This is a genomic window from Streptomyces sp. PR69 (assembly GCF_026420845.1).
In the GTDB taxonomy this organism is placed as follows: Bacteria; Actinomycetota; Actinomycetes; order Streptomycetales; family Streptomycetaceae; genus Streptomyces.
Genome location: NZ_JAOWCB010000025.1, coordinates 33,325 through 54,314, shown reverse-complemented (window position 1 = coordinate 54,314; position 20,990 = coordinate 33,325). Strand labels below are relative to the sequence as shown.

The window sequence follows — 20,990 nt, the reverse complement described above, 5'->3', positions numbered from 1 at the left end:
CGTCACGGCAACGTGAGAATCTCCGCCCCGTTCTCGGTCACGGCCAGCGTGTGCTCGAACTGCGCGGTCCGCTTGCGGTCCTTCGTCACCACGGTCCAGCCGTCGTCCCACATGTCGTACTCATGGGTGCCGAGCGTCAGCATCGGCTCGATGGTGAACGTCATGCCCGGCTGCATCACGGTGTTCGCGTGCGGGGCGTCGTAGTGCGGGATGATCAGCCCGGAGTGGAACGAGGAATTGATCCCGTGGCCGGTGAAGTCGCGGACCACGCCATAGCCGAATCGCTTCGCGTAGGACTCGATGACCCGCCCGATGACATTGATCTGGCGGCCCGGCCTGACGGCCTTGATCGCCCGGTTCAGGGACTCCCTGGTGCGCTCCACCAGCAGCCGGGACTCCTCGTCGACGTCACCACACAGATACGTGGCGTTGTTGTCGCCGTGCACCCCGTGGATGTACGCGGTGACGTCCAGGTTCACGATGTCGCCGTCGCGCAGGACGGTGGAGTCCGGGATGCCGTGGCAGATGACTTCGTTGATCGAGGCGCACAGCGACTTGGGGAAGCCGCGGTAGCCGAGGGTGGACGGGTACGCTCCGTGGTCGCACATATAGGTGTGCGCCACCTCGTCCAGCTTGTCCGTGGTCACACCCGGCGCGATCAGCTTGGCGGCCTCCTCCATCGCCTGCGCGGCGATCCGCCCCGCGATGCGCATCCGCTCGATGGTCTCGGCGGACTGCACCTCGGAGCCGGTGTACGGGGTCGGCGCCGGCTTCCCGACGTATTCGGGGCGTCGGATGGCGGCGGGGACGGGGCGGGCGGGGGAGAGCTTCCCGGGTACGAGCAGCGACTGGCCAGACATGACAGCGAGTCTAACCAGCCCGTATGGGGCAGCATGTCCATGAGGGAAGGAGCCGATGATGGCCCTGTTCAAGCGCCGCACAGTGGGCAAGCCCGGTGAGTGGTACTACTGCCTGGAGCACGGCGTGGTCGAGGAGGGCCCGGAGTGCCCGGCGAAGAACCGCTTCGGGCCGTACACCACGCGTGAGGAGGCCTCCCACGCGATGGAGCGGGCCCGGGAACGCAACCTTGAATGGGAGACGGACCCGCGGTGGCACGATGCGCCGAAGCGGGACGACTGACCGGGGGCTCCGCCCCCGGACCCCCCAGTTGGCCGTGGGGCGGGCCACACCCTCCGGCCGGCATATCGCGTCGGTCTGACGATTACACTGAGACCCGTGCCTCAACTTCGCCTCGCTCTGAATCAGATCGACTCGACCGTCGGCGACCTCGCCGGCAACGCCGAATCGATCGTGCACTGGACCCGGCACGCCGCCGGGCAGGGCGCGCATCTCGTCGCGTTCCCCGAGATGGCGCTGACCGGATACCCCGTCGAGGACCTGGCCCTGCGCCCCTCCTTCGTGGAGGCATCGCGGGCCGCGCTGCGGGCGCTCGCCGCGCGGCTCGCGGACGAGGGGTTCGGGGAGCTGCCGGTGATCGTCGGGTATCTGGACCGCTCGGAGCGGGCCCAGCCGCGCTACGGCCAGCCCGCGGGCGCGCCGCAGAACGCCGCCGCCGTGCTGCACCGCGGCGAGGTGGCGCTCAGCTTCGCCAAGCACCATCTGCCCAACTACGGCGTCTTCGACGAGTTCCGGTACTTCGTGCCGGGTGACACGATGCCCGTCATCCGGGTCCACGGCGTCGACGTGGCGCTCGCGATCTGCGAGGACCTGTGGCAGGACGGCGGCCGCGTCCCGGCCGCCCGCTCCGCCGGCGCCGGGCTGCTGGTGTCGATCAACGCCTCGCCGTACGAGCAGAACAAGGACGACACCCGTCTGGAGCTGGTCCGCAAGCGGGCCCAGGAGGCGGGCTGCACCACCGCCTATGTCGCCATGATCGGCGGCCAGGACGAGCTGGTCTTCGACGGCGACTCGATCGTCGTCGACGCCGCGGGCGATGTGGTGGCCCGAGCCCCGCAGTTCGCCGAGGGCAGCGTGATCCTGGACCTGGACCTGCCCGCCGCCTCCGCCGAGCCGGTGAGCGGCGTCGTGGACGACGGGCTGCGCATCGACCGGGCCGTCCTCTCCGGGGAGCCGCTGCCCGCGTACGAGCCCGAGCTGACCGGGGGCTACGCGGAGCGGCTCGACGACGACGAGGAGGTCTACTCCGCCCTCGTCGTCGGTCTGCGCGCCTACGCCGCCAAGAACGGCTTCCGCTCCGTCCTCATCGGCCTGTCCGGCGGCATCGACTCCGCCCTGGTCGCCGCCCTCGCCTGCGATGCGCTGGGCGCGCAGAACGTCTACGGCGTGTCGATGCCGTCCAAGTACTCGTCCGACCACTCCAAGGGCGACGCCGCGGAACTCGCCCGCCGTACCGGGCTCAACTTTCGCACCGTACCGATCGAGCCGATGTTCGACGCCTATATGGGGTCGCTCGGGCTCACGGGCCTCGCTGAGGAGAACCTCCAGTCCCGGCTGCGCGGCACCATGCTGATGGCGATCTCCAATCAGGAGGGCCATATCGTGCTCGCGCCGGGCAACAAGTCCGAGCTGGCGGTGGGCTATTCGACGCTGTACGGCGACTCCGTCGGCGCCTACGGGCCCATCAAGGACGTCTACAAGACATCCGTCTTCCGGCTGGCGCGCTGGCGCAACCGCGCCGCCGAGGAGCGGGGCCAGACCCCGCCCATCCCCGAGGCGTCGATCGTCAAGCCGCCGAGCGCCGAGCTGCGCCCCGGACAGGTCGACACCGACTCGCTGCCGGACTACGACGTGCTGGACCGGATCCTGGAGCTGTACGTCGACCGCGACCAGGGCAAGGACGAGATCGTGGCGGCCGGTTTCGACGAGGAGCTGGTGGCGAAGACGCTGCGCATGGTCGACACGGCCGAGTACAAGCGCCGCCAGTATCCGCCGGGCACCAAGATCTCGGCCAAGGTCTTCGGCAAGGACCGCCGGCTGCCGATCACCAACCGCTGGCGGGAGACGGCCTCCCGCTGAGCGGTCCCGCTGAGCGGTCCGGCTGAGCAGGGCCGCGTGGTCGGTCCCAGCGTGAAGGGGCCCGCCGCACACCGTGCGGCGGGCCCCTTCACGTCTTCGCGTCTTCACGTCACGTCAGAGGTCGACGCGCGCCGCGATCGGCAGATGGTCGCTGTCCGTGCGCGGCAGCGTCCAGGACGCCACCGGCTCCACCCCCCTGACCATGATCTGGTCGATGCGCGCCATCGGGAACGACGCGGGCCAGCTGAAGCCGAAGCCGTCGCCCGCCGCTCCCTGGGTGGAGCGCATCTGGGAGGTGACGTTCCGCAGGGCGCGGTCGTTCATGGTGCCGTTGAGGTCGCCGAGGAGCACCACCCGGTCGAGCGGCTCCTGGGCGATGGCCTCGCCGAGGGCCTCCGCGCTTGCGTCACGCTGATTGGCCGTGAAGCCGGCGTTCAGCTTGACGCGCACGGACGGCAGATGGGCCACATACACCGCGACCGGCCCCTGGGGCGTCGCCACGGTGGCCCGCAGCGCGCGGTCCCAGCCCAGGCGGATGTCGACGCGCCGGGCGTCGGTGAGGGGGTACTTGCTCCACACCCCGACCGTGCCCCGCACATGGTGGTACTTGTAGGTCCCGGCGAGCGCCCGCTCATACTCGGGAACCTTGCCCACCGGCAGCTCCTGGAGCGCCAGCACGTCCGCGCCCGATGTTGCGACCTGCTTCGCGGTGCCCGCCGGGTCGGGATTGCCCGCGTTCACATTGTGGGTGGCGACCGTCAGCTCCCCGCCGGAGGCCGCGGCCTTGTCTGCCAGCAGCCCGCCGAAGAGATTGGCCCAGACGACGGCGGGCAGCATCAGGGCGATCAGCGCCGTGGCCGAGCGCCGCCAGAGCGCCGCGGCGAGGATGACCGGGATGAGCACCCCCAGCCACGGCAGGAACGTCTCCGTCAGACTGCCCAGATTGCCGATCCGGTTGGGGATCTGGGCGTGCAGAGTCATCGTCAGCGCCAGCAGCACGGCGACGGCGGCGAGAAAGACGCCGCGCCGCCAGAGACCTCTGTCATGGCGCAGTCGCTCCAGCAGGTCCCGGACCCGGGATCCGGTGCGCCGGTCAGCCGCGCCGCCGTTCCCAGTCTCCGTCACTTCTGCCTGCGCCATGGAGTTTTCCTCACTGCCTTGCCGTCACACCGCTGTCTCGTCCGGTCTCGCCCGATGACCCTAGGCGACCCGCGCGACGACAGCGGCTTCTTGTGCTGCTTACGGTTTCGAGGACGACGGGGCAGGACGCGGGGTTCCTGGCGCTGGGGCTGATGGGGCGGGTGTGACAGAACGCGCACATACCGGTCGGCAGTGCGTCCCGTGTGCGACAGAGCCTAAGCGGGCGGGCGCAGACCCTGGAGCACCGCGTCGACGATACGCTCCGCACTGCCCTCGCCCGGAGCGGCCTCCGGCCGCAGCACGGTGCGCACCAGCATCGGCCCCACGAACAGATCGCCCAGCAGGTCGAAGTCGACGTCGTCGCGGATCTCGCCGCTCGCGATGCCGCGGCGCAGCACCTCGTCCATCCGCTCACGGCGCGGCAGCACGACGGTGCGGTGGTACATGTCCCAGAGCTGCGGATAGCTCCGCATCTGCGCGAACACGTTGTGCAGCAGGGCGGAGGACCGCTTGGCCAGCCCGCGCCGCCGCAGCGTCTCGACCATCGCGACCAGATCGTCGCGTACGGACGTCCCAGGCAGCGGCGGGTCGGCGGGCTCCATGGAGCGCACGACGTCGACGAGCAGGGCCTCCTTGCCGTCCCAGCGGCGGTACACGGTGGCCTTGCCGACGCCCGCGGTGCGCGCGATCCGCTCGATCGACAGCTCCGAGACGGGCACGCCCTCTTCGAGGAGGCGCACCACGCCGTCGACGATGGCGCGCTCGACCGCCTCGCTGCGGGGCCGCCCGCGCCGCGCCGCGCGCCGCCGCGCCGCCGGCTGTCCGGGCTCCCACTCCGGCTGCCGCGCCGGCTCCCGTACCGGCTCCCGCTCCGTCAGGGGCACGTCCGCTCATCCGCCTCTCGCGCAAATCTCCTCGCGCCGCTCATTCTCGCCGACCTCCACCGCTTCCCGCCCGCCTCCACGGTCCGCCTCCATGGCCCGGCGGCCGGGCTCAGCGGGCGGCGGCCGGTTCCTGTTCCCCGTCCTCCCGCTCGGGATCCCCGTCCGCCCCCGCGGGCCGGGACGGCAGAAAACGCGCCACCACGGCCGCGCCGAGCAGCGCCACGGCCGCGGAGCAGAGCGCCGTGAGGTGCATGGCGTCCAGAAAGGCCGTATGCGCCGGGCCGACCAGCGCCTGGCCGGCCGGGCCGAGCTTCTCGGCGACGGCGAGCGTGGCCTCGATCGACTCGCCCGCAGCCTGCCGCATCCCGCTCGGGACGCCCTGGAGATGGCCCTCGATCTCTCCCCGGTACGCGGCGGACAGCAGCGAGCCCAGCACGGCGACCCCCAGCGCGCCGCCGACCTGGCGGAAGGTGTTGTTCACCGCGGAGCCGGAGCCCGCCTTCTCACGGGGCAGCGACTGCATCACGGACACGGTGACCGGCGGCATGATGTGCGCCATGCCCGCGCCCTGGACGAAGAAGACCGCCCCCAGCGCCCAGACGGGGGTGTCGGCGTCGTAGAGCGTGAAGGCGGCGAGCGCCGCGGCGACCAGCAGCATGCCGCCGGTGCACACGGCCCGCGCCCCGAAGCGGGCGACGACCAGCCGGGCGCGCGGTGCGAAGACCATCTGTGCGACGGCGAGCGGCAGGATCAGCAGCCCGGCCTGCAGGGCGCTGTAGCCGCGCACGCTCTGCAGATAGAAGGCGGAGAAGAACGTCACGCCCAGCAGCGCGAAGAAGACCAGCGCGATCGCGGCGACGGCCGCGGAGAAGGCGGGATTTGTGAAGTACGCCATGTCGAGGGCCGGATGGTCGCTGCGCCTCTCATGCAGCACGAACCCGGTGAGCACCGCGAGCCCCGCGAACAGCGGCAGCAGCACGGAGGGCGCGGTGAAGTCGGCCAGCTCGCCGCCGCGGATGATCCCGTACACCAGCAGCACCAGACCGACGACGGACAGGGCGACGCCCACGGGATCGGTGCGGCCCGGGGAGGGGTCCTTGGAGTCGGGCACCAGCAGCGTCATGGCGAGCAGCGCGACGACCGCGACAGGGACGTTGACCAGGAAGATCGAACCCCACCAGAAGTGCTCAAGCAGCAGTCCGCCGGTGACCGGGCCGATCGCGATGCCGAGCCCCACGCCGCCCGCCCAGATCCCTATGGCCTTGGGCTGCTCCTCCCGCTCGAAGACGTTCATCAGGACGGCCAGGGTGGCCGGCATCACGAACGCCGCGCCGAAGCCCATCACGGCCCGGTAGGCGATCAGCTCGCCCGGGGAGCCCGACAGCGCGGCGAGCGCGGAGCCGCCGCCGAAGACGAGGATGCCGAAGAGCAGCACCTTCTTGCGGCCGACGCGGTCGCCGAGCAGCCCCGCGGTGAACAGCAGCCCGGCGAAGACCAGCGTGTACGAGTTGATCGCCCACTCCAGCTCGCTCTGGCTGGCGCCGATGCCCGTGGGCGGCGGACTGGCGATGGTCTTGACGGCGACGTTCAGGATCGAGTTGTCCAGCACCACGATCAGCAGGCTGAACATCAGGACGGCGAGGATGGCCCAGCGGCGGCGGTGCACGGCTTCGGGGGCGCGGGACATGGGCCCACCCTAAGCGATTTTCGATACGGGCGCGTCTCGTAAAGAAGTAGTCCTCTTTCCCCGCGCGGCACGAAGTGCCACCATGGGAGGCGGTCCGGGGACGCCGTCAGGGCGCCTCGAGATGACGAAGGAGCCGATTGGCCATGACGCTTCAGGCTGCCCAGAAGCCGCCTGCGGGACGCTCCGCCGACAGCAGCAAGGCGCTGTACGGAGGAAAGAGCAACCGCCGCATCACCGTGCACGACATCGCCGCCGCCAAGGAGCGCGGCGAGAAATGGCCCATGCTGACCGCCTACGACGCGATGACCGCGTCCGTGTTCGACGAAGCCGGAATCCCGGTGATGCTCGTCGGCGACTCGATGGGCAACTGCCACCTGGGCTACGACACCACCGTGCCCGTCACCATGGACGAGATGACGCTGCTGTCCGCCGCCGTCGTACGCGGCACCCGGCGCGCCCTCGTCGTCGGAGACCTGCCCTTCGGCTCGTACCAGGAAGGCCCCGTCCAGGCCCTGCGCAGCGCGACCCGCCTGGTCAAGGAAGCAGGCGTGGGCGCGGTCAAGCTGGAGGGCGGCGAGCGCTCCCTGGCCCAGACCGAGCTGATCGTCCAGTCCGGCATCCCGGTCATGTCGCATCTGGGCCTGACCCCGCAGTCCGTGAACACGATGGGCTACCGGGTCCAGGGCCGCAGCGACGAGGCCGCGCACCGGCTGCTCAGCGACGCCAAGGCGGCGCAGGACGCCGGGGCGTTCGCGGTCGTCCTGGAGCTGGTGCCCGCGGAGCTCGCCGCGGAGGTCACCCGCTCGCTGCACATCCCGACCATCGGCATCGGAGCAGGCCCCGACACCGACGCCCAGGTCCTGGTGTGGACCGACATGGCCGGCCTGACGGGCGGCAAGGTGCCGCGCTTCACCAAGCAGTACGCCCAGCTGCGCCAGACCCTGGGCGACGCGGCGAGGGCCTTCGCCGAGGACGTCGCCGGAGGAACGTTCCCCCAGGAGGAGCACACCTTCCACTGAGCCACTGCCGGCACGACCGACAGCCCGCCGACATCCCCCATCGGCGGGCTGTCGTGTTTTCTGTGGCTCGGTTTGCCTCCGGGGTGCTTCAGCGTGTGTCGACGGTCGAACATGCTCGCTCCCTCGTCCCTCGGGACCTGCGCGTGATCTCCCTTTCGACACCCGCGCACCCCTTCGGCTCACTCGCCCATGGGGTACGGGCGCTGCCTTGCGAGGTCTGGTGTCGGCGGGGTGTCGGTCATCTGTCGGCGGTCTGTCGGCGGCGGCTGACAGCGTGGCCGCATGAACCGAATCGACGACGCCCCCCGACACGGCCAGCCCGCCGTCGAGGTGCGGGGGCTGGTCAAGCACTACGGCGAGACCAAGGCGCTGGACGGGGTGGACCTCGACGTCCGGGAAGGCACGGTCCTCGGGGTGCTGGGACCCAACGGCGCGGGCAAGACCACGCTCGTACGCTGCCTGTCCACCCTGGTGGAGCCCGACGCGGGCACGGCGAGGGTCGCCGGGTACGACGTGCTGAGCCAGCCCCGGCAGCTGCGCCGGGTCATCGGACTGACCGGGCAGTACGCCTCGGTGGACGAGAAGCTCTCCGGCTGGGAGAACCTCTACATGATCGGCCGGCTGCTCGACCTTTCCCGCAAGGATGCGCGCCGGCGGGCCGACGAGATGCTGGAGCGGTTCGCGCTCACGGAAGCCGCGGGCCGTCCCGCGATGCAGTACTCGGGCGGCATGCGCCGCAGGCTGGATCTGGCCGCCTCGATGACCGGCCGCCCGGCGGTGCTGTATCTCGACGAGCCCACCACCGGCCTCGACCCGCGTACCCGCAACGAGGTCTGGGACGAGGTGCGGAGCATGGTCGCCGACGGTGTGACGGTGCTGCTCACCACCCAGTACATGGAGGAGGCCGAGCAGCTCGCCCATGAGCTGACGGTCATCGACCGGGGCCGGGTCATCGCAGGCGGCCGGGTGGACGAGCTGAAGGCCAAGGTCGGCGGGCGCACCCTGCAGCTGCGGCCGGGCGATCCGGCGCAGCTGACCGCCATGGCGGCGGCGATCGCCGAGGCGGGGCTGGACGGCGTCGGGGGCGCGCGCACCGTGCCGGAGGAGGGGCAGCTCTATGTGCCGATCCTCAGCGATGAGCAACTGACCGCCGTGGTGGGCCTGCTGGGGGCGCGGGGCTTCGCCCTCGCACACATCGGCACGCATCTGCCGAGTCTCGACGAGGTGTTCCTGGCGATCACCGGACAGAAGAGCGCGCCCGAGCAGCACCGCCAGCCCGAGCAGCGCCAGCAGCACGAGGAGCACGAGGAGGCCGCCGTATGAGCGCCGTCGCCGTCACCGCCGCGGAGGGCCGCATCGGACTGCGGGCCAACCTCCGGCACATCGGGGCGCTGGTACGCCGCAACGCCCTGCAGATCAAGGCCGATCCGCAGTCCATGATCGATGCGCTGCTGATGCCGATCGTCTTCACACTGCTGTTCGTCTATGTCTTCGGTGGATCGGTCGGCGCGTTCATCGGCGGCGGACGTGACGAGTACGTCAACTATGTGATCCCCGGGCTGATGGCCATGATGGGCCTGAACGTCGCCATGGCCGTCGGCACCGGAATGAACGAGGACTTCCGCAAGGGCGTCATGGACCGCTTCCGGACCATGCCGATCGCCCGGCCCTCCGTGCTGATCGCCAAGATCGTGGTGGAGATGGGCCGGATGCTTGTCGCCACGGCGATTCTGCTCGGCATCGGCTTTCTCGTCGGCCTGGAGATCAAGACCTCGGTGTTCGAACTGCTCGCCGCGGTCGGACTGTCCATGGTGTTCGGCGCATCCCTGATGTGGATTTTCATTCTGCTCGGGATCGCCATGAAGACCGCGCAGGCGGTGCAGGGGATCGCCATGCTCGTGCTGATGCCGTTGCAGTTCGGGTCGTCGATCTTCACCCCGCCGGCGTCCATGCCGGGCTGGCTGGAGACCTTCACCGAGTACAACCCGCTCTCCAACCTCGCGGACGCCGCCCGGAACCTGATCAACGGAGGGCCGGTCGCCCACTCGGTGTGGATGACGCTCGGCTGGGCCGCGGCGATCACGGTGATAACGGCGCCGCTCGCGGTGGCCCGGTTCCGCAAGAAGAGCTGACAGCGCCGCCCGTACGGCTCCTGCGTTCCGTACGGCTCAGCGTTCAGTACGGCTCAGAGCAGGGCGGCGGCCTCCTCGACGCTGAGGCCGCCGCCCTCGGCGCGCGCCGCCTCGAACGCCTCGCCCCCGAGCACGGCACGTGTGGACTCCTCCGCCAGCCGCCTGTTCTCCCGCTCGAAGGAGGTGGCGAAGTGGCCGGGCGGCAACAGGCTGTCATGCATGCCGATGAGCCGGGCCGCCCGCAGCGCCCGCCCCTCGCCGCCCAGCCCGGTCAGCGCACGGGCCGCGGTGAGCACCGTGGACGCCGAGAGCTGCGGGGCGACCATCATCGACAGCGGGGTGGAGCCGAGCTCCAGCGCGCGGCGGCAGCGGGCCAGAGCCGCGTCGAACTCGCCGTCCAGCACCTCCACACAGGCGAGCACTCCATGAGCCAGCCCCTCGAACACGGCAAGCGTCTCGGTGCGGAAGTCGTCCAGCAGCACTTCGAGATGACTGCGCGCCTCGACGGTGCGACCCGTCCTGGTGAGCCGGAGGGCGAGGATCAGCCGGGCGGCGAGCGGGCCCTCCCTGCCGCTCTCCGGACCGGAGGCGATCACCTCGTGCAGAATCGTCTCGGCCTCCGCCCCGCGGCCCAACTCGTCAAGCACCCCGGCGAGTCTGGCCCGCAGCAGCGCGACCTGTCCTCGTGCCCCGAGGACGGCGGCGCGGTCGATCGCCCGGCGGTAGTCGGCCGCCGCGGCTTCGTACGCGCCGCTGCGCTCCTGGGCCTCGCCGCGGGCGGAGAGCGCCTCGGCCGCACCCCAGGCGTCACCGAGCCGCTCGAAGATCTCCAGGCTGCGGTCGGCGTCGCGGCGGGCGTCGCCCGCCCACAGAGTGCGGTTGGCCAGCGCGTTGGCCCGCACCTGGAGCACGGCCGCCAACTCCCAGTCGTAGCCCGCCTGCTCCGCGGTGCGGACGGTCGTGTCCAGGATCTCCAGCACGCGCTCGCCGTCTCCGGCGATGAGCACCGCGAAGAGCCACAGCGAGGCGGGGAAGCGGCACGCCTGCGGAAGACCGGGGTGGTACGTTCCGGCCACGGCGTCCAGCCAGCGGCGGCGCTCCGGGGTCATCCACTCCTCGACCGCGTGGTCCATATTGACCATCCGCACCAGCCGGATCTGCCGGCGCGCCTCCGCCAGCAGCTCCGGCCGCAGCGGCGGAGGGGCGTCCGTGCAGCGCTCCGTCAGCGGCGGGGCGGGCACGACCGGCGGCGCGAACGGGTCCGGCCCCAGAGCGGAGACGGCGTCCGTCCAGTGCCGGGCGTCGCTGCGCAGATCCCTCAGCTGCCAGTACCAGGCGAGGGACAGCACCAGGCTGAGCCCCTCGTGCTCGTCGCGGGCGGCGACCGCGTGACGCAGCGCGGTCCGCAGGTTCTCGTGCTCCAGCTGCAGCCGGTCCAGCGCGGCGCGCTGCCCGCCGCCGCGCAGCCGGGGGTCGAGGGTACGGGCCAGCTCCCGGTAGTGCACCAGATGCCGCCGCTCGGCGGCGACCCGCTCCCCGGCCTCGTCGAGCCGCTCGCCCGCGTACTCCGCGACGGTCTCCAGCAGCCGGTACCGCATCTCCCCGTCCGAGCCGGGCACGGCGACGACCAGCGACTTGTCGACAAGCGCCCCCAGAACCCCGGCGACGTCGGCCTCCCGCACACCGGGCCCGTCCGGCACTGCGTGCCACCCGGAGTGGACGGGGGCCGCGGCCCGCGCGCCCGCGGCGGTCGCCGCGCCGGAGCGCTCCGGGTCAGGCCCCCGGCCGTGCACGGCGGGGCGTTGAGGCCCGGACGGCCCGTCGTACGCACCGGGGCGGGCGGGACCCGCGGCCACGTCCCCGGTCGACCCGGGGCATTCGGCGACCGGCGCCTCGGCCGGCCGGCTGCCGGAGGGGCTGGCAAGATCCGCGTCAGCACCCGGGCGGGCTCGGGTCGCGCCACCGGCGGGCCCGGGGGCCTCGGCGGGGCGGCCTGCGGAACTCGGCCCGGCAGTGCGGGAGGGGTGGGCGAGGCCCGCGCCGCCGGCCCGGCAGGCGTGGGTCGGGTCAGCGGCAGGCCCGGGGGAATCAGCGGGGCGGATGCCGGAAGGCGGGCCGGTCAGGTCGGCACGGTCCACATCGTCGCATCCGTCGGGGCGGTGCTCGGCGTTCCCGTACGGGGCCCGCTCTTCCCGCGGCTGCCCGCCTGCCGGCTGCCCGGCGCCCGGCAGCCGGTCGTCACGGGCCGTGTCCCGGCACACCGATTCAGCCGCGGAGAGGTCGCAGCCCCCGGCGAAGACCGACAGCCGGCGCAGCACCGCGCGTTCCGGGGCGTCGAGGAGGTCCCAGGACCAGTCGACGACCGCGCGGAGCGTCTGCTGGCGCGGCAGCACCGTGCGCGCGCCGTTCGTCAGCAGCCGGAACCGGTCGTCGAGGCGGTCGGCTATCTGGCGGGCCGTGAGCATCCGCAGCCGCGCCGCGGCGAGTTCGATCGCCAGGGGCAGCCCGTCGAGGCGGCGGCAGATCTCGGCTGCCGCCGCGTTGGTCGCCTCGTCCGCGTCGATGCGGAAGCCGGGCCGCGCGGCCGCGCCGCGTTCCGCGAGCAGGCGCAGCGCCATCGGGTCCGGCAGCGGGTCCACCGGACGCACCAACTCGCCCGGCACGCCGAGCGGTTCCCGGCTGGTCGCCAGGACTGTGAGCCCCGGGCAGCGCTGGAGCAGCCGCTCGGCGAGCGCGGCCGCCGCGTCGATGACATGCTCGCAGTTGTCCAGGAGCAGCAGCATGCGCCGCCGCGCGCAGTGTTCGGCGAGTCGTACGAAGGCGTCGCCGCTCTGCCTCTCGCCGCCCGCCCGGAGTTCGTCCGCGCCCGCGCCCCACAGCACGGTCTCGCGCGCCCCGAGCGCGCTGAGGACCGCCTCCGGAACGGACTCCGGGCCGTCCACGGGCGCGAGTTCGGCGAGCCAGACGCCGTCCGGCCACGGCTGGTCCGGCCCCGCCGCCGCGGCCCGCTCTGCCGCTTCCTGCGACAGCCGCGTCTTGCCCGCGCCGCCCGCCCCCACGAGCGTGACGAGCCGGGTGCGGGCCAGATCCTGCCCGATGGCCCGCAGTTCGGGCTCGCGTCCCACGAAGCTGTTGAGCCGGGCGCGCAGATTGCCGGGCGGCGGCGTGCCAGGGACGGCCGAACGGTCGGCGACGCCGCCCGCCGTCCCGGTCAGGGGAGGGACGACGGCCGGGCCGGCGGGCCCGGACTGGGCCAGGCGGCCGGTTTCCGGCGCCGTGGCGTCGGCTGTGGAAGCGGTGCTGTCAACGGGCGGCGCGTGCCCGTGCCCGTATCCGTGCCCGTGCCCGTGCCCGTGCCGGGGAGTGTGCCCGGCTTCCCCCGCTCGGGCACTGGCCGTGCCGACCGCATCGGCCCAGGTCATCCCTTCCGGGCCGCCCGCCGGGCCGACGCCGGGGCCGGGCCCCGCCGCGGAGCCGCCCGGCGTCTCGTACGGGTACGGGCGCAGCAGCTCCTCGTGCAGCGCCCGCAGGCCGGGGCCCGGGTCCGTGCCCAGGCGGTCGGCGAGCGTGCCGCGGACCTCCTCGTACGCAGCGAGCGCCTGCGCGGTGCGGCCCGCGTCCCGCAGCGCCCTGAGCCGCAGCTCCTGGAGCCGTTCGTCGAGCGGATGCGCCGCGCACAGCTCCGCCAGCTCCGCGAGGGCCTCCTCCGCCCGGCCGCCGAGGGCGAGCAGCGCGGTCAGCCGGGAGCGGCGGGCGTCGAGCCGCCGCGTCTCCCAGCGGGCGGCCTCGGCGAGCCGGCCCGGCAGATCCGCCAGCACCGGGCCGCGCCACAGCGTGAGCGCCTCGTCGAGCAGCGCCGCCGCCTTGACGGCGTCGCCGTCGGCCAGCGCCCGCGACCCCTCGCCCGCGAGCCGGTCGAACCGGTGCAGATCCACCGCGTCGCGCTCCGCGCACAGCCGGTACCCGCCCCCCTCCGCGGAGGCCACCGCGGCCCTTCCCAAGGCCCTGCGCAACCGCCCCACCAGCGCCTGCACCGCGCCGACCGCGTCCGCGGGCGGTTCCCCGTCCCAGACCTCGTCGACCAGGACGCCCACCGGGACGGCGCGCCCCGGCCGCAGCGCGAGCGCGGCCAGCAGCGCCCGCAGCCGTGCGCCGCCGAGCGTGACGGGTGTGCCGTCGTCGTGGAGTGCCTGGGTCGGGCCGAGTACGAGGTAATGCACCAGGCCATTGTGTCCGCCGGGCGGATGTGAGCGCGCGCGAGTATCCGCCGCGCCCCGCCGGGCCGGGGTACGGAACCCGCACCCCGGCCCGGGACGTTCCACTCCCTGCCGGTACGGTCTGCCGCACACGACAGCCGTACCGCCGCCGTATCGCCATATCTCAGCCGCACACGACGCGGCGCAGCCGCACGCACGTCCGACTTCCGGGAGCCGAAGCCCATGAGCACCGCCGCGACCCGCCACAGCGAGTGGAAGATCAGTCCGGTCTTCCTCGGGATCGTCGCCGTGATGGCGGTGACGGGCTGGGCGGTGTGGACGGACTTCGCCGCGAGCGCCGGGCTTGCGGTGTTCCTGTTCGTGACGTCCGCGTGGGTCGTCTCGCTCTGTCTGCACGAGTACGCGCACGCGCGCACCGCGCACCACAGCGGCGACATCACCATCGGCGCGAAGGGCTATCTGACCCTCGACCCGCTGAAGTACACGCATCCGCTGCTGAGCATCGTGCTCCCCGTGGTCTTTGTGATCATGGGCGGCATCGGTCTGCCGGGCGGCGCGGTCTTCATCGAGCGCGGCCGCATCCGGGGCCGCTGGAAGCACAGTCTGATCTCGGCCGCGGGTCCGCTGACGAATGTGCTGTTCGCGATCGTGTGCACCGCGCCGTTCTGGCTGGACGCCCTGGACGGGGTGCCGGCCGTCTTCCGCTTCGCGCTGGCGTTCCTGGCGCTGCTCCAGGTCACGGCCGCGATCCTCAACTTCCTGCCGGTGCCGGGCCTGGACGGCTACGGGGTGCTGGAGCCCTGGCTCTCGTACAAGGTCCGCCGGCAGGTGGAGCCGTTCGCGCCGTTCGGACTGATCTTTGTGTTCGTGCTGCTGTTCTTCGTCCCGGAGGTCAACAACGCGTTTTTTGACGCGGTGTACGCGCTGCTGGACGGTCTGGGCGTCGGCCAGAACGACGCCTACTGCGGGTATCAGTACTTCCGCTTCTGGCAGGACGCGAACCCGCTGTGCGAGCAGCTGGCCGGCTGACGGTCAGCCCTTGACGCTCCCCGTGCCCGCGCCCGTCCCCGTCCCCGTGCCCGCGCCTGTGACCTTGGCGCGGCGCAGGTAGTACCACGCCATGTTGGAGGAGACGCCGACCAGCAGCACCCAGACGATCCCCAGCCAGCTGCCCCGCACAAAGGACACGGCGGCGGCCGCCATGGCGAGGGCGCAGACGACGAGGGCGTAGAGGGCGAGACGGGGCATGGGGGTCGGCTCCTGTCCGGTGGTGCGTACCGCAACAGTGTCCCTCATGCCCCGTCCCGCCCGGTACACCGGTCACACGTCGGTAACCCGCAGACCCGCGTGCGCCTTGTAGCGGCGGTTCACCGAGATCAGATTGGCGACCAGCGACTCCACCTGGTGGGCGTTGCGCAGCCGACCCGCGAAGACGCCGCGCATACCCGGGATGCGGGCGGCCAGCGCCTGTACGACGTCGGTGTCGGCGCGGCTCTCGCCCAGCACCATCACATCGGTGTCGATCTCGTCCAGCGAGGTGTCCTGGAGCAGCACGGCGGACAGATGGTGGAAGGCGGCGGTCACCCGCGAGTCGGGCAGCAGGGCCGCGGCCTGCTCGGCGGCGCTGCCCTCCGCGGGCTTGACGGCGTACGCGCCCTTCTTGTCGAAGCCGAGCGGATTGACGCAGTCCACGACCAGCTTTCCGGCCAGCTCCGTGCGCAGGGACTCAAGCGTCCTGGCGTGTCCGTCCCAGGGCACGGCCACGATCACCACATCGCTGCGGCGCGCGCACTCGGCGTTGTCGAGGCCCTCCACGCCGAGGCCGATCCCGGCGGCGGCGGCCTCGGCGCGCTCCGCGGCGCGCGAGCCGATGATCACCTTCTGTCCGGCCCGGGCGAGCCGGTAGGCGAGGCCGCGGCCCTGGTCGCCGGTGCCGCCGAGGACGCCGACGACGAGACCGGAGACATCGGGAAGGTCCCAGGGGTCCTTGGCGGGGGGCTTGGGCGCGGCGCCGGCGCCGGGGCCGGGGCCAGTGCCGGGGCCGGAGCCGGTGTCGGCGGAGCCAGTGTCGTGTGAAGTCATGGCCCCGACATTACTGGCTGGTTTTGTAGTCCGTACGGGTGAGGCGGGCGGCAACCCCCGCGCGGGCGGACGCGCCGGATACCAGGGTGCCGCCATGGATGCGGTGCGCGTGGCGCTGTTGCGCGAAGTCCTGGGCGGTACGGAGTGGCCCGAGGCGACCCGGCGGTTCGCCCGGGTGCTGCGGGCCTCGGTCCCGCCCGGCCACGTCGGCGGGCTGCTGCTCGTCGGCACGGAGCAGTACGAGCCCTGGCATCTGGCGGCGCATCTGATGGACGAAGCGGCCTGGTCGGGGCTGCCGGAGCTGACTCCGACGCTGGTGCGGCACCGGGTGCGGCCCGGGGACCCGGCGCAGCTGGCCGCCGGTCTGGGCCGGCTGGAAGCCGCAGGCCGGGGCGAGGCGCTGCTGCTGGTGGCTCCGGCGCCGCCGGGCGCGGACGTGCTGGAACGGGTCCACGGCGCGCGGCGCGCGGGGGCGACGGTGCTGTCCCTGGACGGCGGGCATCCGGAGGTCCAGGGGCTGGCCCATGAGTCGCTGACGGTGGATCAGTCCACGGCGGTGGACCTGGACACGGTGCAGCATCTGGTCAGTGCGGCGGCGGGGGAGAACTGCGGGCCCGCGCCGCGCGGGCGACGGCCCTTCAGGGACCGGCTGTCGCGGCTCGCGGACCGGCTGACCTCGCCGCCGCCGACGGGCTGGTGACACTCCGGCAATCGGCCCGGCCGCCGGAAAAAAACCCGGAAACACTGGAAACACCGGAAACACCGGGAAAGCTGGGAAAGCTGGGAAAAGAAAACTGGTTGCCCGGGTCCACCGCCTGCGCGAACCATGGCCCCTTGTGACCTCTTCGAACAGGCTGTCGTCGATCCTGCCCGATCTCTCCCCCTGGCGGTCGTCCCGCGACTTCCGGCTCCTGTGGATCCAGGGCCTGGTCACCTTCTTCGGCAGCTTCATGGCGATGGTGGCGCTGCCGCTCCAGATCAAGGAGCTGACCGGATCGCCGCTGGCCGTCGGCGCGATGGGCGCGGTGGAGCTGGTGCCGCTGGTGGTCTTCGGGCTGTACGGGGGCGCCCTCGCCGACGCCGTCGACCGCCGCAAGCTGATCCTCGGCACCGAGGCGGGGCTCGGAGTGCTCGCCCTGGTCCTCCTGGTGAACGCCATGCTGCCGGAGCCGCTGCTGTGGCCGCTGTATCTGGTGGCGGCCGGGGTCTCCGCGCTCGCCGGGCTGCAACGCCCCGCCCTGGACGCCCTGATGGCCCGGATCGTCCCCCATGACCAGCTCACGGCCGCGGCCGCGCTGAACGCGCTGCGGTGGCAGCTCGGCGCGGTCGTGGGGCCGCGCTCGCGGGTCTGGTGGTGGCCTACGCGGGCCATGCGACGGCGTACGCGGTCACCGTCGGCGCCTTCGCCGTCTCCGTGCTCCTGTGCACCCGGCTCACGGCCGCGCCGCCCGCGCTCGACGCCGACAAGCCGTCGCTGCGGGGGATCGCGGAGGGGGCGCGCTACGCGTGGTCACGGCCGGTGCTGCTGGGCACCTATGCGATCGACCTGGTGGCGATGTTCTTCGCCTTCCCGAACACGATCTTCCCGTTCCTCGCGGACGACCTGGACGCCGAGTGGTCGCTCGGCCTGATGTACGCGGCGGGCTCGGCGGGCTCCGTGGCCCTCAGCCTGACCAGCGGGTGGACCTCGCGCGTCCGGCGGCACGGGCTGCTGGTGGTCTTCGGGGCGGCGGGCTGGGGCCTGGCGATCGCCGCGGCGGGCTGGTTCTCCAACGTCTGGCTGGTCCTGCTGTGCCTGGCCCTCGCGGGCGCGGGCGACATGCTCAGCGGCCTGGGCCGCTCCACCATCTGGAACCAGACCATCCCCGACGAACTCCGCGGCCGCCTCGCCGGCATCGAAGTCCTCTCCTACAGCGTCGGCCCCCAGCTCGGCCAGGTCCGCGCCGGCGCCATGGCCGGCTGGACGGGCACCCGCCCGGCGATCTGGAGCGGCGGCCTCGTGTGCGTCGCGGGCGTCGGCCTGCTGGCGGCGGCGCTGCCGAAGCTGGTGACGTACAACGCGGACACGGATGAGGATGCGGTGAAGCGCCGGGCGCAGAGGAAGCGGAGGGAGGAGACGGCAGGGTGAACTTTCCAGGGCTGGCCCCGGACCCTCGCGCCTCAATCTCCCCCCGACTCCGTCCGGGGGTACCCCCACGGGGGGCACGGCCTTCAGGCCGTGTCGGCGCGAGCGGCGCGAAGGTGCCGCGCGATGGGGTGCGGGGCGGCAGCCCCGTAACCCCTCCCCCCGAAGGGGGGCTGGGGCTGGCCCCAGCTGCGGGAAGCCGGGGTTCCCCCACGCCCCCGGGCAACGCCGTTGCACTGACCGGCCCAGGACCGCTGGGTAAGGCAACGGCAATTGCCCCCAGGGCGCAGGGGGAGCGGGGCGCAGCCCCGGAGGCGTCAGCGGCGGTAGCCGAGGACCGTCATCATGCCCGCCTCCGCGTGGTAGACGTTGTGGCAGTGGAGCATCCACAGGCCCGGGTTGTCCGCGTCGAAGTCCGCCGTCAGCGTGGCGTTCGGGAGGATGATCGCCGTGTCCTTGCGGGCGCCGCGAGAGTGGCAGAGGCGGTCCGGGGGACGGCGCCGGTGCCGGCACTGGTGCCGGTCAGGGCGAAGGTGTGGCCGTGCAGATGCAGCGGATGCCACATCGCGGTCGCGTTGGTGAACTCCAGCCGGACGCGTTCGCCCGCGCGCACCGGCTGGCGGCGGTCCGGTGCGTACGGCGTGCCGTCGAAGGCCCAGTCGTACGTGGCCATGCCGCCGGTCAGGCGGATGCGGATCGTCCGGTCCGGGGTCCGCGCGGGGAGCGCGGCGGACTCGGCCGCGCGCAGCCGGTCCGCGGTCAGCACCCGGCCGCGGAGTTCGCCGGGGCGTACGGAGGCGGCCGGGGCGGCCCCGCCGCCTGTACGCAGCAGGGCCCGCGCGGCCGCCGACTTGCCCTCGGCCTCCGCTGTCAGCGGGAAAACGCCGTCGCCCGCAGTGACCAGCACGTCATAGCGCTCGCCCATGCCGAGCAGCAGCGCGTCCGTGCGGGTGTGCTCCACCGGGAAGCCGTCGGTGTGCGTCACCGTCAGCTCATGGCCGCCGAGCGCCACACGGAACGCCGTGTCCCCGCCCGCGTTCACGATCCGCAGCCGGATGCGGTCGCCCGGCTTCGCCGTGAAGACCGAAGGGTCCTCGGCCGTACGGCCGTTGACGAGATAGTGCGGGTAGGCGACATCGCCCGCGTCCCCGCCGAGCAGCTCGCTGTGTGCGCCCATCATCATGCGGGAGGGACCGGAGCGGGCCGGCCCCGAGGCGCTGTCGTCCATGGCCCCTTGCTCCGTGGTTCCGTGGCCCATGGGTGGTCCATGCCCGCGTGGTCGGCCATCCCCTGCGAGAGCTCCGCCAGCACCGCGTCCGGCGTCGAGCCGTCCACCCCGTCGACCCAGTCGTCCAGGACCACGACCCACTCCCGGTCGTACGCCAGCGGCTCCTTCGGGTCCTCGACGACCAGCGGTGCGTACAGTCCGCGGTCCTGCTGCACACCGGAGTGCGGATGGAACCAGTACGTGCCCGGGTGCGGGAGGGTGAAACGGTAGGCGAAGTCCTCGCCCGGCCGGATGGCGTCCTGCGTGACCCCGGGCACGCCGTCCATGTCGTTGCGCAGAGCCAGCCCGTGCCAGTGCAGCGAGGTCGGCTGCGGCAGCCGGTTGGCGAGGGTCAGGTCCAGGGTGTCGCCGGCGGTGACCCGGACCTCCTGGCCAGGCAGCCGCTCCCCGTACGCCCACGAGCTGACGGTGCGTCCGCCGCCCAGGTCGAGCGAGGACTCGGCGGCGGTGAGCTTCACCGTCCGTACGGGACCCGTGCCGCGGGCTGCCTCGGCGGCTGTGACCTCCTTGCCGTCGGGGGAGACATACGTGGGGCCGGCGGCGGGGGAGGAGGCGGAGCGGCCGGGGGAGCAGGCGGCCAGAACTCCCGTGCCCGCCGCGGCGAGCGTCGCCGTGAGCAGGGAGCGGCGCGTGATGTGGTGGTGCATGGTGAGATGTACCTCGTGTGTTGTCGGTGAGGGATGGGGCTGAAGCGCGAAGCGCTCCTAGATCCGGAGCACCGACAACTGCGTGAGGAGAGTCCGCGGGGGCGGCGGGTTGGGGCGCAGTGCGTCCGGCAGCCGGGCGCGGGCCGCCGTCAGCAGGCCGTCGCCTTCGTCGCGCGCCGCCGGCCGTATGGCGATCAGCGCGACGCCCCAGGCCGCCAGCCCCGCCAGAACCGCCAGACAGACCGCGGACGGGTCCATCCCGGTGCCGCGGGACTTGCCGTGCGCCGCATGCCCCTCGCCCGCCTCGCCGACCGCGGTCCGCGCGGCCGCCGGTCCTTCGAGCGCCTGCTGCGCGGCCGCCGGCGCCTGCTGCGCGGCTGCCGCCGCCGGGTGCGCGGGCGCCGCGGCGGGCTGCCCGGCCGCCGGTCCTTCGAGCGCAGGCCGTCCGACGGTTGCCGCCTGGTGCGCCGCCGCGATGGCAGGTCGGCTGAACGCCGCGCCGTCGAGCGCGTGTTGCACGACCTTTGTCGCCGGGTACGCCTCCGCCGAAGCGGGCCGCGCGCCGGCTCCATGTGCCGCGTCGGCGGCACGGGCCGCCTGCCCGGTCGCCCGCCCAGTCGCATGGGCGGTCGCATGGACGGTGCCCGCCCCCTGCGCCGCGCTGTCCCCCTGCGCCGCGCCCATGGCCGGATGGCCGGCCGTGTGCATCGTCGTGATCCCGAAGAGCAGCGCGGCGAACAGCAGCAGCCGCCTGACACGCATGCCGCTCGAA

At 72.9% G+C, this 20,990-nt stretch carries 15 protein-coding genes and 2 pseudogenes; 8 read left to right on the top strand and 9 right to left on the bottom strand.

The annotated features are described in order from the left end of the window. Positions 1-2: 2 nt before the first annotated feature. Positions 3-860, bottom strand: coding sequence for a type I methionyl aminopeptidase (gene map / locus OF819_RS21770; protein WP_267245293.1), 858 nt, complete (start codon positions 858-860; stop codon positions 3-5). 58 nt (positions 861-918) lie between these two features. On the opposite strand from map, the gene OF819_RS21765 reads away from it, so the two are divergent. Together OF819_RS21765 and OF819_RS21760 are read left to right on the top strand one after the other, a co-directional pair. After that, the gene (locus OF819_RS21765) at positions 919-1,140 is read left to right on the top strand and encodes a hypothetical protein (protein ID WP_267245292.1); all 222 of its coding nucleotides are present in this window, start codon (positions 919-921) and stop codon (positions 1,138-1,140) included. Between the two features lie 96 nt (positions 1,141-1,236). After that, a complete protein-coding gene (locus tag OF819_RS21760; RefSeq protein WP_267245291.1) occupies positions 1,237-2,997 on the top strand; it encodes an NAD+ synthase in 1,761 nt (586 codons plus the stop codon). Positions 2,998-3,111: 114 nt separating this feature from the next. Here the strand turns inward: OF819_RS21760 and OF819_RS21755 are convergent, their stop codons facing one another. From OF819_RS21755 to OF819_RS21745, 3 genes are all read right to left on the bottom strand, one after another. Further along, a complete protein-coding gene (locus tag OF819_RS21755) occupies positions 3,112-4,137 on the bottom strand; it encodes an endonuclease/exonuclease/phosphatase family protein (RefSeq protein ID WP_267245290.1) in 1,026 nt (341 codons plus the stop codon). 215 nt (positions 4,138-4,352) lie between these two features. After that, complete coding sequence (locus OF819_RS21750) at positions 4,353-5,021, bottom strand: TetR/AcrR family transcriptional regulator (RefSeq protein ID WP_267245289.1); 669 nt, start codon at positions 5,019-5,021, stop codon at positions 4,353-4,355. Positions 5,022-5,130: 109 nt separating this feature from the next. Then, a complete protein-coding gene (locus OF819_RS21745; protein WP_267245288.1) occupies positions 5,131-6,708 on the bottom strand; it encodes an MFS transporter in 1,578 nt (525 codons plus the stop codon). A 143-nt stretch (positions 6,709-6,851) separates the two neighbouring features. Between OF819_RS21745 and panB the strand changes: the two genes are divergently transcribed. The 3 genes from panB to OF819_RS21730 all read left to right on the top strand — a co-directional run bounded on the left by panB (position 6,852) and on the right by OF819_RS21730 (position 9,859). Continuing rightward, on the top strand, positions 6,852-7,727 hold the full coding sequence (gene panB / locus OF819_RS21740; RefSeq protein WP_267245287.1) for a 3-methyl-2-oxobutanoate hydroxymethyltransferase: 876 nt from the start codon (positions 6,852-6,854) through the stop codon (positions 7,725-7,727). A gap of 282 nt (positions 7,728-8,009) precedes the next feature. Further along, positions 8,010-9,050 (top strand): ATP-binding cassette domain-containing protein, encoded by a 1,041-nt coding sequence (locus tag OF819_RS21735; RefSeq protein ID WP_267245286.1) that lies wholly within the window; start codon positions 8,010-8,012, stop codon positions 9,048-9,050. After that, the gene (locus tag OF819_RS21730) at positions 9,047-9,859 is read left to right on the top strand and encodes an ABC transporter permease (RefSeq protein ID WP_267245285.1); all 813 of its coding nucleotides are present in this window, start codon (positions 9,047-9,049) and stop codon (positions 9,857-9,859) included. The genes OF819_RS21735 and OF819_RS21730 overlap by 4 nt, the downstream gene beginning before the upstream one ends. A gap of 53 nt (positions 9,860-9,912) precedes the next feature. On the opposite strand, the gene OF819_RS21725 is transcribed toward OF819_RS21730, so the two are convergent. Then, positions 9,913-14,079 carry a BTAD domain-containing putative transcriptional regulator gene (locus OF819_RS21725; protein ID WP_267245284.1) on the bottom strand — a complete coding sequence of 1,389 codons (4,167 nt, stop codon included), beginning with the start codon at positions 14,077-14,079 and terminating at the stop codon, positions 9,913-9,915. Positions 14,080-14,298: 219 nt separating this feature from the next. On the opposite strand from OF819_RS21725, the gene OF819_RS21720 reads away from it, so the two are divergent. Then, the gene (locus OF819_RS21720) at positions 14,299-15,105 is read left to right on the top strand and encodes a site-2 protease family protein (RefSeq protein WP_267245283.1); all 807 of its coding nucleotides are present in this window, start codon (positions 14,299-14,301) and stop codon (positions 15,103-15,105) included. A gap of 3 nt (positions 15,106-15,108) precedes the next feature. Here OF819_RS21720 and OF819_RS21715 read toward each other — a convergent pair whose 3' ends face one another. Together OF819_RS21715 and npdG are read right to left on the bottom strand one after the other, a co-directional pair. After that, positions 15,109-15,372 (bottom strand): hypothetical protein, encoded by a 264-nt coding sequence (locus OF819_RS21715; RefSeq protein ID WP_323748951.1) that lies wholly within the window; start codon positions 15,370-15,372, stop codon positions 15,109-15,111. A gap of 24 nt (positions 15,373-15,396) precedes the next feature. Further along, positions 15,397-16,158, bottom strand: coding sequence for an NADPH-dependent F420 reductase (gene npdG / locus OF819_RS21710; RefSeq protein WP_267245282.1), 762 nt, complete (start codon positions 16,156-16,158; stop codon positions 15,397-15,399). Positions 16,159-16,252: 94 nt separating this feature from the next. Here npdG and OF819_RS21705 point away from each other — a divergent pair, with 94 nt between their 5' ends. Together OF819_RS21705 and OF819_RS21700 are read left to right on the top strand one after the other, a co-directional pair. Next, a complete protein-coding gene (locus tag OF819_RS21705) occupies positions 16,253-16,858 on the top strand; it encodes a hypothetical protein (RefSeq protein WP_267245281.1) in 606 nt (201 codons plus the stop codon). 136 nt (positions 16,859-16,994) lie between these two features. Then, a pseudogene (locus OF819_RS21700) lies at positions 16,995-18,286 on the top strand (MFS transporter). A gap of 314 nt (positions 18,287-18,600) precedes the next feature. Here the strand turns inward: OF819_RS21700 and OF819_RS21695 are convergent. Both OF819_RS21695 and OF819_RS21690 read right to left on the bottom strand, forming a co-directional pair. Continuing rightward, a pseudogene (locus OF819_RS21695) lies at positions 18,601-20,218 on the bottom strand (multicopper oxidase family protein). A gap of 57 nt (positions 20,219-20,275) precedes the next feature. Continuing rightward, positions 20,276-20,980 (bottom strand): hypothetical protein, encoded by a 705-nt coding sequence (locus OF819_RS21690; protein ID WP_267245280.1) that lies wholly within the window; start codon positions 20,978-20,980, stop codon positions 20,276-20,278. Positions 20,981-20,990: the final 10 nt, after the last annotated feature.